The organism is Bacteroides salyersiae (assembly GCF_031172035.1).
Classification (GTDB): Bacteria; Bacteroidota; Bacteroidia; order Bacteroidales; family Bacteroidaceae; genus Bacteroides; species Bacteroides salyersiae.
In genome coordinates, this window is the sequence record NZ_CP133452.1 from 4,656,413 (window position 1) to 4,669,561 (window position 13,149).

Here is a 13,149-nt window from a genome sequence, read left to right on the forward strand (position 1 = left end):
GATATTATGACATGGATTTCAAAGAATTGAACAATGGAGTAAAGATGCCGATACAAGGCTTCGGTGTCTTTCTGATACCCGATGCCGCCGAGTGCGAAAGGGTCGTTACCGATGCGCTGACTGTCGGCTACCGACTCATCGACACCGCTTCGGTCTATGGCAACGAACGAGCGGTCGGTACGGCTATCAGGGAAAGCGGCATTCCGCGTGAGGAGCTGTTCATCACGACCAAAGCGTGGATTTCGGAAATGGGTTACGAACGGACATTGCGGGCATTCGATGCTTCGCTCGCCCGTTTGGGGCTGGATTACCTTGACCTCTATCTCATCCACATGCCTTTCGGCGACTGTTACGGCGCATGGCGAGCTATGGAAGAACTCTATGCTCAAGGACGTGTACGGGCTATCGGAGTATGCAATTTCGAATCAGACAGATTGTTGGATTTATGCCATAATGCCAATGTTATTCCAGCGGTCAATCAGGTAGAGGTGCATCCTTATACTCCGCAAACCGATGCGATACGAATTATGCAGTCACTCGGCATACAAGCAGAGGCATGGGGCCCTTTGGCCGAAGGACGGAACGGATTGTTCACGGACGACATTCTGACCGGTATCGGTCGCAAATACGATAAATCGGCAGCGCAAGTCGTATTGCGCTGGCATTTACAGCGCGGAGTTGTCGCCATTCCCAAATCGGTACATCGGCAGCGGATGGAAGAAAATTTCAACATCGAGGATTTCATGCTGACGCCGGAGGATATGGCCGCAATCGCTTCCATGAATACGGGACACAACACGATTCTCGACTTGCACGCTCCGGAAGAGGTGCAACGGCTCTATGGTATCGAGTGTCCTGCATGACAGATATTTTCTTGATTTTTCTGAAGTTCCGGTAATCAATAAGGTTATCGGAACTTTCGTTCCCTTATATCTCTGCTGTATTCCGAGAGAGTCTGTCCGGTCTGTTTTTTGAACATGCGACTTAAATGTTGCGGGTATTCGAATCCCAAGTCATAAGCGATCTGCGTGATTTGTTCGCCGTTGATAAGTTTACTTTTGACCATATCGATGATATGGCGACGGATATGTTCTCCAGCAGTTTCTCCGGTTTCTTTCTTTACCAAATCACTGAAATAATTGCGCGACATACATAACTGCTCAGCACAATATTGTACGCCGGGCACTCCGTTTGAGTATTGTTTTTCCTTCTCATAATATTCTTTGAGAATGTGCTCGAAACGTGCCAGCACATCACTGTTACCCGCTTTGCGTGATGTGAATTGCCGATCGTAAAAACGAAGGCAGTGTTTTAGAATCAGTTCTATATATGAAACAATGATTGTTTCCTGATGTCTGTCGTGTGTTTTGGTCAATTCGGTCTGCAACATTTTCATAAACCGAACGAAGGTTTCCCGTTCTTCAGTTGTCATATGGAGGGCCTCGTTAGCTTGATAAGAAAAGAAAGAGAAGTCTTTGATGTGATTACCCAACGGGGTTCCATGCAACAAGTCAGGAGAGAAAAGCAAGGCCCATCCCTTGATATGGAATTTCTGTCCGTTATACTCTACTCCTCCTATTTGCCCGGGCGACACGCAGATGAGCGTTCCCGCGTTATAGTCGTATTTGCTGCATCCGTAGGTCAGGTCTTCCAATGTGTCGTCCCGCAAGAAAAGTGCATAGACTGAAAATTGGCTGCGTGTATGCAGGATGGGCGTGACGGTATCGTAATCTATCACGCTGACCAAAAGGTGCTGGTCGGCATGTCCTACAAAAGTGTTGTAGTCATGGACGTTTTTTACTTTTAGTATATTATCCATATTCCCTATACTATCAATCGATTACAAATTTACGACAATTCTTGGATAATCCGGATTTTTGGTACGAAAATCCGGATTTCGTACCCGTTTGGGGCTGGAGAACCGGATAATTTTGCAATAGAATAAAAATTAAGAATTATGGATAGACGTGATTTTCTAAAAAAGACGGTAACGGTCGCCGGTGGAATCGCAGCAAGCCGACTATTGGGGGAAACGAATGTTTTGGCAGCCGGGCGTTCTATATCGAATACCGACCCTATCATGGATTATGCGACGCTTAACAACGGCATAAGGATGCCGATTTTGGGATACGGCACATTGCGTATTCCGGTCGAGCGCTGTGCTGAATGCGTGTCGGAAGCGATACGGAAAGGCTGGCGTCTGATCGATACCGCCAAAAATTATGCGAACGAGACAGAAGTGGGTAAAGGTATCCGGCAGAGCGGTATCGACCGGAGCGAGGTGTTCATCACTTCGAAAATCGCTCCCGATGCCATGCGTAGCGGCAAGGTGCGCGAGTCGCTCGACCGGACGATCGAAGCATTCGGGGGAACGTATGTCGATCTGATGCTGATTCATTGGCCGGTAGCCGGAAAGGTCGAGGAGACATGGAAAATCATGGAGGAGTATGTCGATGCAGGGAAGATCCGCGCCATCGGAGTAAGTAACTTCAACCCGCATCACGTGGACGAATTGCTGGCATACGCCCGTATCAAGCCTGCCGTCAACCAGATCGAGATTCATCCCTACATGACGCAGCAGGAGGTCGTGGGTAACACCTTCGCCAAAGGTATTCAGGTCGAGGGATGTGCCCCGTTGGGACAGGGAGGTGCGGTTCTTCAGGACGGGACAATCGGCGCCATTGCCCGAAAACACGGCAAAAGCATCGCGCAGGTAATCCTGCGCTGGAACATCCAGCGCGGTCTGATTGCCATCCCCCGGTGCGACAATGCCGATTATACGGCAGAGAACATGGATATATTCGATTTCGAACTCTCGCCCGTGGAGATGTCCGTCATCAACGGGCTGAACCGCAACGAGCGTACTTACGAGAAGAACGACCCAGATAATTTCCCGTGGTAAACAACTTATAATGCTATAAATATATGAACAGACCTTATGTGATATTGACAATGATGACCTCCATCGACGGAAAGATTGAAGGAGATTTCATCCACGACCACAACGAAGAGTTGGGTGACTGGTTCGAACTGCAAAAGCTCGAAGACACCGATGCGTGGGGTAACGGAAGCAACACGCACGAGAAGTATTTCAGCGATGCGAGTATAGACCTTTCGCCTTATGCCGAAGCCGAATCCCCGACGGAAGACCATGTGCTGCTGAAACCGTCGCCCTACATCGTATCGTTCGACACGAAAGGGAAAGTATTGTGGAACGCAGATTCTTTGGAGTTTCCAGACGGTGTCCGCAATCAGGTGCTCGTTGTTACGACCCGAAGCGTCCGTCCTGAATATGTCGCTTATCTGCGGAAGATGCGGATACCCTTTATTCTGGCAGGAGATACGGCCATCGATCTGCCTGCGGCACTCGACAAACTCTATTCGCTTTTCGGTATCCGGCGCTTCGCCATTGTCGGCGGAGCGACCATCAATGCCCGGTTCATTCAGGAGAATTTGGTGGATGAGATACGTCTTGTGGTCGCACCGTTTATCGACGGCAGCAAGGAACTGACCATTACCGAAATGCCGGACAATACGCGGCTGACGAAAGCCTTTGCACTCGACCGGGTCGAGCGATTGGAACATGATGGAATTTTAATCATTTATAAACGAAACAAGTAATATGAAAACGGTAAAATTGAACAATGGAATTGAAATGCCCGTGCTGGGCTTGGGAACTTTTCTGTCGAACGACCCGGCAGTGTGCGAGCAGAGTGTCGTGGACGCCATATCTTTGGGCTATCGGCTGATAGACACGGCGCAAGGATACGGCAACGAAGAGCATATCGGACGGGCCATCGCCCGGTGCGGCGTGCCTCGCGAGGAACTTTTCATCACGACCAAGGTGTGGTTCGGGAATTACGGGAACACCCGCGCCTCGGTCGAGGAGTCGATGCGGAAGTTGCAAACGGACTATCTCGACCTCGTACTGCTGCACTGGCCGTTCGGCGATACATACGCCGCATGGCGGGCGCTGGAGGAACTTTATGCCGAAGGTAAAATCCGCGCCATCGGGGTATCGAACTATACCGCCGACCGTCTGGTGGACTTGGTGAACTACAACAAGGTGGTTCCTGCCGTGAACCAGGTCGAGACCAACCTCGTGTCGCAACAGACCGAAGTTCGGACTTGGATGGATAAACTCGGTGTTCAGCACATGGGCTATGCCCCGTTCGGACAGGGTAAAATCAATGAAATCTACGCTGACGAGGCATTGCAGTATATCGCCGGCCGCTATCACAAGACGGTGCGCCAAGTGGTATTGCGCTTCCAGATTCAGTCGGACGTGGTCGTTATCCCCAAGACGACGCACATCGAACGCATGAAGGAGAACCTCGAAGTGTTCGATTTCGAACTGCTCGATAACGAAATAGAGATACTGCGGGCTCTTGACCAAGGACAGCCCCTTATCGGAAATCCCCAGAATCCGGATTTGGTTTCTTCTTCCATTGGCTGGTAACTGCATTAAGGTACTTGAACAAGAGAGCCGGTGTCTGAAATATGATATCGGTTCTTTGCCATATAATCCACTACTACACGTTAAAACAGAGTTATATTAGGCTTTAGGCAATTTGTGTAAGAATCGGCAACAAGCATAATCCGTAATTTGGGTACGAATACCGGGAATTTGTCTACAAAGTATGTGGCAGATACCATCTATTTTTGCATCAGAGAGATAAAATATTACCTCTCCATTACAAGGTGAACTTCAGAACAAAGCAGTTTGAGCCTTGAAGCAAAGTTGTTATGGAGGGAGCTTCGTACTTTTGCACTGTTACAAGTTGAATATGAATAATAATTAAAATAAGGAAAGTATGAAAGTAATATCAAATGCAGAATTCGGTGGAGAAAGACCTCTGTTCGAATCACATGACTTACGTTTGGAGAATGTAATCATCCGTGCCGGAGAGTCAGCCATCAAGGAGTGCAGCAACATCGAAGCCGTCGATTGCCGTTTCGAGGGAAATTATCCTTTCTGGCACGTGCACGGTTTCGTTATTGACCGTTGTTTTTTCGATGTAGGCGGACGTTCGGCACTGTGGTACTCCGATAATCTGAAAATGACGAACACACGCATCGACGCCCCCAAGATGTTCCGCGAGATGCACGATATCGAAATCGAGAACGTGGAGATAAACGATGCCGACGAGGTGTTCTGGCGTTGCAAGAATTTGGACATCAAGAATCTGAAACTGCATGGTGGCACTTATCCGTTCATGTTCAGCAGCAATATCCGCATAGACGGGTTGGAGAGCGACAGCAAATACGTTTTCCAATACGTGAAAAATGTGGAGATTCATAACGCCAAGATTACGACAAAGGATGCCTTCTGGGAAGTGGAAAACGTGACAATCTACGATTCGGAACTCAACGGCGAATACCTGGGCTGGCATTCGCACAACCTTCGGTTGGTAAACTGCCACATCACCGGCGAACAGCCGCTTTGCTATGCTCACGACCTTATATTGGAAAATTGCACGTTCGGCCCCGACTGTGATCGGGCTTTCGAGTACAGCTCGGTGCAGGCCACCATCAAAGGTGTGATAGGCGGGGTGAAGAATCCGCGGACAGGTTGTATCACTGCCGAAAGTTACGGAGAGATTATCCTCGACGAGAATATCAAGGCTCCCGCCGATTGCAAGTTGAGACTTTGGGACGAGAAAACCTGTTTTACCGATTGACACCCTTGCAAATAACTTGATGGGAATAGGAAAAGGAAAGACCGATTACCTGTTATCGCTGATTCGCGAAGGGAAGCAAATGACGCTGGGGCAGCAGTTACGCCTGACTGCATACCTTAGCGTCCCTGCTATTATGGCGCAGGTATCCTCAATTGCCATGCAGTACATCGATGCTTCGATGGTGGGTAGCCTGGGCGCGAACGCCGCTGCTTCCATCGGATTGGTCTCAACTACGACATGGCTGTTTTGGGAATTATGCGCAGCTGCTGCAACAGGATTTTCCGTTCAGGTAGCACACCGGATCGGAGCCGGGGATTTCGCGGGAGCCCGAAAGATACTTCGCCAGTCGATTGCCGCCACTTTGGTTTTCAGCTCATTGTTGGCGGCTGTCGGCATTTCCATCAGCGGCATGCTTCCCGGCTGGTTGGGCGGTGATGAAGCAATACGGAGCGATTCATCCCTCTATTTTGGGATATTCGCACTTTTCCTTCCTGCCTTGCAGTTGAATTTACTTGCAGGAGGCATGTTGCGTTGCAGTGGAAATATGCGTGTACCCAGCATGCTGAACGTGCTGATGTGCCTTTTGGATGTCGTGTTCAACTTCTTCCTTATTTTCCCTTCGCGGCAGGTGGAATGGTTCGGGGTGACATTTACCACTCCCGGCGCAGGCTTGGGCGTGGAAGGCGCAATATTGGGAACGGTGCTGGCCGAGCTCATCACTGCCGGCGGGATGATGTGGTATCTTTGCCGTCGCTCGCCCATGCTGAGACTGTCCGGAGAACGGGGAAGTTTCCTGCCTCGGAAAGAGACACTGAGTAAGGCTTTCCGCATCTCCCTGCCGATGGGATTCGAGCACATGGCCATTTGTGGGGCGCAGATCGCAACGACGGTGATCGTCGCACCACTTGGTATCATCGCCATTGCCGCCAACTCGTTCGCCATCACTGCCGAAAGTCTCTGCTATATGCCCGGCTACGGTATTTCGGAAGCTGCCACGACGTTGGTCGGCCAAAGCCTCGGAGCAAACCGTATCCGGTTGCTCCGTCGTTTCGCCAATATTACCGTCTGGTCGGGAATGCTGATTATGGGTGTTATGGGAGCGCTGATGTATGTGGCAGCTCCGCAAATCATAGGAGTGATGACCCCGGTAGAGGAAATCCGCATGTTGGGAATCGAGATTCTGCGGATAGAAGCCTTTGCGGAGCCGATGTTCGCGGCATCTATCGTAGCCTACGGTATATTCGTGGGTGTGGGTAATACATTCGTACCCAGTCTGATGAACTTCGGCAGCATTTGGGGCGTACGGCTGACACTGGCGGCATGGCTCGCCCCCACGATGGGACTACCCGGCGTGTGGCTTGCCATGTGCATCGAGCTTTGTTTCCGGGGAGCAATCTTCCTCGCGAGACTTTGGGGTAGTAACTGGATTTATAAATTACGAATAAATAGATAAGTTATGAAATACGATTTTGATACGATTGTCCCGCGTCGCGGGACGAACTCCTACAAATGGGACACTCCCGAAGAGGAAAATGTACTGCCCATGTGGGTGGCGGATATGGATTTCCGTACCGCACCCGCCATTATCGATGCCCTGCAAAAGCGGGTGGAGCACGGCATTTTCGGCTATACAAAAGTGCCCGAAACCTATTACGATGCGGTCGTCCGGTGGTTTGAAGACCGCCATCGTTGGCGGATAGATCCCCGGTGGATTATCTATACAAGCGGTGTCGTGCCGGCTCTGTCGGCCATTATCAAAGCCCTGACCGTACCGGGCGACAAAGTAATCGTCCAGACTCCGGCATACAACTGTTTCTATTCATCGATTCGCAATGACGGGTGCGAACTGTCGGCCAATAACCTCGTTTACCGGAACGGTCGCTACTCAATCGACTTCGACGACTTTGAAGCGAAAGCGGCCGACCCGAAGGCGAAACTGCTGTTATTGTGCAATCCTCACAATCCGGTCGGGCGAGTCTGGACTCCGGAAGAACTGCGATGCATCGGCGACATCTGCCTGCGCAACGGGGTGTTTGTCGTGGCGGATGAAATTCACGGCGAGCTGACCTACGAGGGGCATGACTACACGCCTTTTGCCTCCCTATCCGAGCGTTTCCAACAAAAGTCCGTGACCTGTGTTTCGCCGAGCAAGGCGTTCAACATCGCCGGGCTGCAAATCGCCAATATCGTCGCGGCCGATGAGGAGGTACGCCGCCGCATCGACCGTGCCATCAATATCAACGAAGTGTGCGACGTCAATCCGTTCGGCGTGATCGCTACGACAGCGGCTTACAACGAGGGTGGAGAGTGGCTCGATGCCTTGCGGAAATACCTGTGGGGAAATTACGAATATCTCTGCCGCTTTTTCGAGGAACGACTGCCGCAATATCCCGTGCTGCCGCTCGAAGGGACTTACCTGGTCTGGATAGACTGCCGGGCGCTCGGTATCGGTTCGGATGCCACGACCCTGCGCCTGCAAGAGGGACAGAAGCTGATGGTCAACTCCGGTACGATGTACGGCCCTGGCGGAGAGGGATTCATCCGCCTGAATATCGCCTGCCCCCGAACACTGCTTACCGACGGATTGGAGCGGACGGCCCGTGTATTGGAATGCTGTTAAAAGACTGAAATCGAGTATTTGGGTATAAATATCCGTAAATCGTCTACAAACGGGATATTTTGAACCGTGTAATTTTGCAATATGAATTAGAAATTGAATAACGAAAAAAAATGGATATGGAAAAATTACCGTCAATAGCATTAGGCACATGGTCGTGGGGTGCAGGATTCGCCGGAGGCGACCAGGTATTCGGGAACAATCTCGGAGTGGAAGAACTGAAACCCGTATTCGACGAGGCGATGGCCAACGGGCTGAACCTCTGGGATTCCGCCGTGGTGTATGGCATGGGAGCTTCGGAAACAGTGCTTTCGACATTTACAAAGAACTGCAAACGGGAGGATGTGTTTATCTCGACCAAGTTCACACCGCAAATTGCAGGCGATACGGAGAACCCGGTAGCAGATATGCTGGCAGGAAGTCTCGAACGCTTCGCCACCGATTACATCGACATCTACTGGATACACAACCCTGCCGACGTGGAGAAATGGACACCTTATCTTATCCCGTTGGTAAAAAGCGGCAAGGTAAAACGGATTGGTGTCTCCAATCACAACCTCACGCAAATCAAGCGTGCGGAGGAGATTCTCTCGGAAGAAGGGGTACATATCTCTGCCGTGCAGAATCATTACAGCCTGTTGTATCGTTCTTCGGAAAAAGCTGGTATTTTGGATTATTGCAAGGAGAACGGTATCGATTTTTGGTCTTACATGGTATTGGAACAAGGAGCGTTGAGCGGAAAATACGATACTGTGCACCCGCTGCCCGCCGGTAGCCAGCGTGGGGAGACCTATAATCCGTTGTTGCCACAAATCGAGAAGCTCGTTGCCGTGATGCGCACGGTCGGCGATAAATATGATATCACACCGGCGCAGGTCGCTCTGGCATGGGCGATAGCGAAAGGCACGACACCGATTATCGGCGTGACGAAACCCTCGCAAGTGCAGGATGCCTTGCAAGCGACAAAAGTTACCTTGACTGCCGACGAAATGAAGGCATTGGAAGAAACTGCCGAAAGTACCGGTGTCGATACGAGAGGTTCATGGGAAATGCCGATGGTTTAAGAAAGGAGGAATGGGTATGAAGCGTTATCTGATCGGTTTATTGAGTATGCTGTCCGTACATGCCGCTATGGGGCAACAGGCGATAGACGTGCATTGTCATAATATACTTCCCACGTTCAAGGAACTGTTGGACAGGCACGGGGCAGCTTTGGAAGAGACTTTCCCGCTTCCGGATTGGGATGTGGCTTCTCATCTGAAATTCATGGAAGAGGCGGGTATCGAAACATCCGTCCTTTCGATGCCTGCTCCCCAACCGTGGTTCGGCGATGCGGAAGAGAGCCGTCGTGCGGTCAGGCAATACAACGAGACGTGCGCCCGGCTGAAAGCGGATTATCCCGGCAAATTCCTCTTCTGTGCTTCATTGCCCCTGCCTGATGTGGACGCGGCTATCAAGGAAGCGGTCTATGTACTCGACACACTCGGTGCGGACGGCATCAAGCTGGCTACCAACAGCCGGGGACAGTACGTGGGCGATGCGGCACTCGATACGCTGATGCAAATTCTGAACGAGCGCCATGCCATCGTGATGCTGCATCCGCACAAACCTTCGCCCGTAAACGATGGAATCATTGCAACAACACCGCTGGCCGTTTACGAATATCCGGCCGAGACGACCCGTACCGTCGTCAATCTGATTGCCCGGAATATTCCGGCCCGGTATCCGGATTTGAAGTTCGTCGTACCGCATTGCGGTTTATTTCTGCCGCTGGCCCTTCCGCGCATGAAGGCGGTATATCCGGCCATGGCGGCGAAAGGGCTTATGGAACCGATTGACTGGGATGCCAATCTGAAGGCGTTCTATTATGACCTTGCAGGAGGTGCAACGCCTGAAGTTGTCAAGGCTCTGCTGACCATAACCACCCCCGACCGGTTGCTTTACGGCTCGGATTATCCATACCAGCCGGCAACAGTTCTGACAGGAAATTTGAAACAATTGCGAACGTGGATAACCGATGATGCCGAGCTCGCACCTTTTGCAGAAAAAATCCTGCATGACAACGCCCTTAAACTGTTTGGCAGATAAAAATGAGTAATATGAAGAAAGAGGTAATGATATTGACCGATGCCGGTCAGATAGGAATGGCGATAGCCCGCCGTATGGGATATGGGAAAAAGATCGTTGTCGGAGACCTGAACCCGGAGAGTACCGAGGCTGTTTGCCGTATATTGAATGAGGCGGGATTTGATACAGTACCCGTCGAAATGAATCTCTCTTCAAGGGAGTCCATTTTGAACTTGATTGCGGTTGCACGGAAACATGGTGAAATTTCAATGTTCGTCAATGCGGCGGGCGTATCACCGAGTCAGGCTTCCATCGAAACGATTCTGAAAGTCGATCTGTACGGAACGGCTGTCCTGCTCGAAGAAGTTGGGAAGGTTATTAAAGAAAACGGTGTCGGGGTAACGATTTCCAGCCAGTCGGGGCATCGGATGCCCGCTCTGACCATCGAGGAGGATATGCTATTGGCCACGACTCCTACCGAAGAATTGCTCTCGCTCGACATGCTGCAACCGGATAGCATCAAGGATACGTTACATGCCTATCAGATGGCCAAGCGTTGTAACGTGAAACGTGTAATGGCCGAAGCTGTGAAATGGGGCGGGTGCGGGGCAAGAATCAACTCCATTTCACCGGGTATCATCGTAACTCCTTTGGCTATTGACGAGTTCAACGGGCCGCGAGGTGATTTTTACAAAAACATGTTCACCAAATGTCCGGCAGGACGTCCCGGAACCGCGGACGAGGTTGCCAATGTTGCCGAACTGTTGATGAGCGACAGAGGAGCATTTATCACAGGAGCGGACTTTCTGATCGATGGCGGTGCTACGGCATCGTACTTTTATGGCCCGTTGAAACCGTAATGTGTTGTACTGTAATCTGTAAGGTAATAGCTGCCATACGAGGTCAAGAGTACAAAAATATTTTATCCGTTATGCAAATTTGAGCTTTACAACAAATACTTTATGGTTGGAATGCGTTATTTTTGCGAAAATTAAAGACTGACAATATGGAACGATTAGATGTATTCGATTGCTCGAACGTGCTTATAGCGAGTTATTTCACCGATGACCGGGGATGTGCCCATGAAAACAGGGAGCATACGCTTATTTATTTGTGCTCCGGTGAGCTGGAGATAGAGGAACGTGGTAAGAAAACCGTGTTGCATCCGGGGGATTGTGCTTTCATGCGGCGCGATAACCGGATGTGGTTGCAGAAAAAGGTAGAAGACGGAAAGCCTTACCGTTCTGTCGTACTGAAGTTCTCAAGACCGTTTCTAAGAGAATTTTACCAGACGCTTAACCGGCAACAGATTCCGAACGACTCCGAACGTGAGAAGGTAAGCCTGCGTGTGTTGCCCAGTAACAGGCTTGATATCCGTTCGCTGTTCGAATCCGTCATTCCCTATTTCGATGCAGGCGAAAAACCGTCCGAAGACGTACTGAAGCTGAAAATGGTAGAAGGGATATATGTACTGCTTAATACCGACCGGAATCTCTATGCCTCGCTGTTCGACTTCGTGGAGCCGTGGAAAATCGACATTCTCGACTATCTGAACGAGAACTACATGTGTGATCTCTCTCTGGAGGAGATCGCCAGTTACACGGGACGCAGCCTGGCTACCTTCAAGCGGGACTTTGCCAAAGTCAGTAACCTGACACCGCAAAAGTGGATTATCAAACGCCGGCTGGAAGCCGCGCACAGCCTGATAAAATCAGGCAAGAAGAAAGTGACGGAAGCCTGTTTCGATGTGGGTTTCAAGAACCTGTCGCATTTCTCCAAGATATACAAGGAGGCTTATGGTGTCGCTCCTTCATGGTAAGATGAACTTCAGAACAAAACAGTTTGAGCCTTGCAGCAAAGCTGTTGTGGAATAATGCCCGTACTTTTGTATCGGAAACAGGAAAGACCTGTCGGTTGTCTTGGAAATGTCGAACTAAAAATCATATCGTATGAAAACAAAAGTAGCATCATTAGCTTTATTATTGATTTTAATTTTTCCGATCATGGCAAAATCACAAGTAAAAATCCAACAAACTGCCGGACGCGATGCGCTCGGAGAATTTGCCCCCGAATTTGCACGTTTGAACGATGATATTCTTTTCGGGGAAGTGTGGAGCCGGAACGATCTGCTTTCGCTCCGCGACCGTTCCATAGTAACCGTGGTGGCCCTGATGTCACAGGGACTGACCGATTCCTCGTTCAAGTACCATCTCGAATCGGCGAAGAAGAACGGAGTGACCCGAACCGAGATAGCCGAAATACTCACCCATGCCGCATTCTACGCGGGCTGGCCGAAAGCGTGGGCGGCTTTCCGTATGGCAAAAGAAGTTTGGACCGATGGCAATGCCGACAGCGTAGCGGCAGGTTCGCTCGAAGCGTACGCGCAAACCATCATTTTCCCCGTGGGGAACCCCAACGATGCCTACGCCAAGTATTTCATCGGTCAAAGTTACACGGCTCCCGTAGTAACGGACGGAGTCCCCGTGGTAAATGTGACCTTCGAACCGGGCTGCCGCAACAACTGGCATGTGCACAAGGCAACAAAAGGCGGCGGTCAGACACTCGTATGCGTGGGCGGTCGCGGCTACTATCAGGAATGGGGCAAAGAGCCGGTGGAACTGCGTCCCGGGGATGCCATCAATATTCCGGCAGGCGTGAAACATTGGCACGGGGCGGCTCCCGACAGCTGGTTCTCGCATTTAGCCATCGAAGTACCCGGTGAGAACAACAGTACCGAGTGGCTGGAACCTGTCGGTGATGAAGTATATTCTAAATTAAAATGAC

General features: G+C 50.6%; 13 protein-coding genes. 12 read left to right on the plus strand and 1 reads right to left on the minus strand.

Annotated features, from left to right (window positions below; genetic code table 11):
* The first annotated feature begins 11 nt into the window (after positions 1–11).
* Positions 12–863 (plus strand): aldo/keto reductase, encoded by an 852-nt coding sequence (locus tag RB604_RS17815; protein ID WP_055294102.1) that lies wholly within the window; start codon positions 12–14, stop codon positions 861–863.
* 44 nt (positions 864–907) lie between these two features.
* Here the strand turns inward: RB604_RS17815 and RB604_RS17820 are convergent, their stop codons facing one another.
* Entirely contained in the window at positions 908–1,819 is a 912-nt protein-coding gene (locus RB604_RS17820; protein ID WP_055294103.1) for a helix-turn-helix domain-containing protein, read from the minus strand.
* A 138-nt stretch (positions 1,820–1,957) separates the two neighbouring features.
* On the opposite strand from RB604_RS17820, the gene RB604_RS17825 reads away from it, so the two are divergent.
* From RB604_RS17825 to RB604_RS17875, 11 genes are all read left to right on the plus strand, one after another.
* Positions 1,958–2,902, plus strand: coding sequence for an aldo/keto reductase (locus tag RB604_RS17825; protein ID WP_229103601.1), 945 nt, complete (start codon positions 1,958–1,960; stop codon positions 2,900–2,902).
* A gap of 23 nt (positions 2,903–2,925) precedes the next feature.
* Complete coding sequence (locus RB604_RS17830) at positions 2,926–3,621, plus strand: RibD family protein (RefSeq protein ID WP_021936766.1); 696 nt, start codon at positions 2,926–2,928, stop codon at positions 3,619–3,621.
* A 1-nt stretch (position 3,622) separates the two neighbouring features.
* Positions 3,623–4,459 (plus strand): aldo/keto reductase, encoded by an 837-nt coding sequence (locus tag RB604_RS17835; RefSeq protein ID WP_055294105.1) that lies wholly within the window; start codon positions 3,623–3,625, stop codon positions 4,457–4,459.
* A 355-nt stretch (positions 4,460–4,814) separates the two neighbouring features.
* Entirely contained in the window at positions 4,815–5,681 is an 867-nt protein-coding gene (locus RB604_RS17840) for a DUF3737 family protein (protein ID WP_021936764.1), read from the plus strand.
* Between the two features lie 19 nt (positions 5,682–5,700).
* Positions 5,701–7,134 carry an MATE family efflux transporter gene (locus RB604_RS17845; protein ID WP_055294107.1) on the plus strand — a complete coding sequence of 478 codons (1,434 nt, stop codon included), beginning with the start codon at positions 5,701–5,703 and terminating at the stop codon, positions 7,132–7,134.
* Positions 7,135–7,137: 3 nt separating this feature from the next.
* Positions 7,138–8,301 carry a MalY/PatB family protein gene (locus tag RB604_RS17850; RefSeq protein ID WP_055294109.1) on the plus strand — a complete coding sequence of 388 codons (1,164 nt, stop codon included), beginning with the start codon at positions 7,138–7,140 and terminating at the stop codon, positions 8,299–8,301.
* 116 nt (positions 8,302–8,417) lie between these two features.
* Positions 8,418–9,362 carry an aldo/keto reductase gene (locus RB604_RS17855; protein ID WP_055294325.1) on the plus strand — a complete coding sequence of 315 codons (945 nt, stop codon included), beginning with the start codon at positions 8,418–8,420 and terminating at the stop codon, positions 9,360–9,362.
* A 16-nt stretch (positions 9,363–9,378) separates the two neighbouring features.
* On the plus strand, positions 9,379–10,386 hold the full coding sequence (locus RB604_RS17860; protein ID WP_055294327.1) for an amidohydrolase family protein: 1,008 nt from the start codon (positions 9,379–9,381) through the stop codon (positions 10,384–10,386).
* A gap of 11 nt (positions 10,387–10,397) precedes the next feature.
* The gene (locus tag RB604_RS17865) at positions 10,398–11,225 is read left to right on the plus strand and encodes an SDR family oxidoreductase (protein WP_055294111.1); all 828 of its coding nucleotides are present in this window, start codon (positions 10,398–10,400) and stop codon (positions 11,223–11,225) included.
* Positions 11,226–11,371: 146 nt separating this feature from the next.
* Positions 11,372–12,184 (plus strand): AraC family transcriptional regulator, encoded by an 813-nt coding sequence (locus tag RB604_RS17870; RefSeq protein WP_005930662.1) that lies wholly within the window; start codon positions 11,372–11,374, stop codon positions 12,182–12,184.
* Positions 12,185–12,314: 130 nt separating this feature from the next.
* On the plus strand, positions 12,315–13,148 hold the full coding sequence (locus RB604_RS17875; protein ID WP_005930661.1) for a carboxymuconolactone decarboxylase family protein: 834 nt from the start codon (positions 12,315–12,317) through the stop codon (positions 13,146–13,148).
* Position 13,149 lies beyond the last annotated feature (1 nt).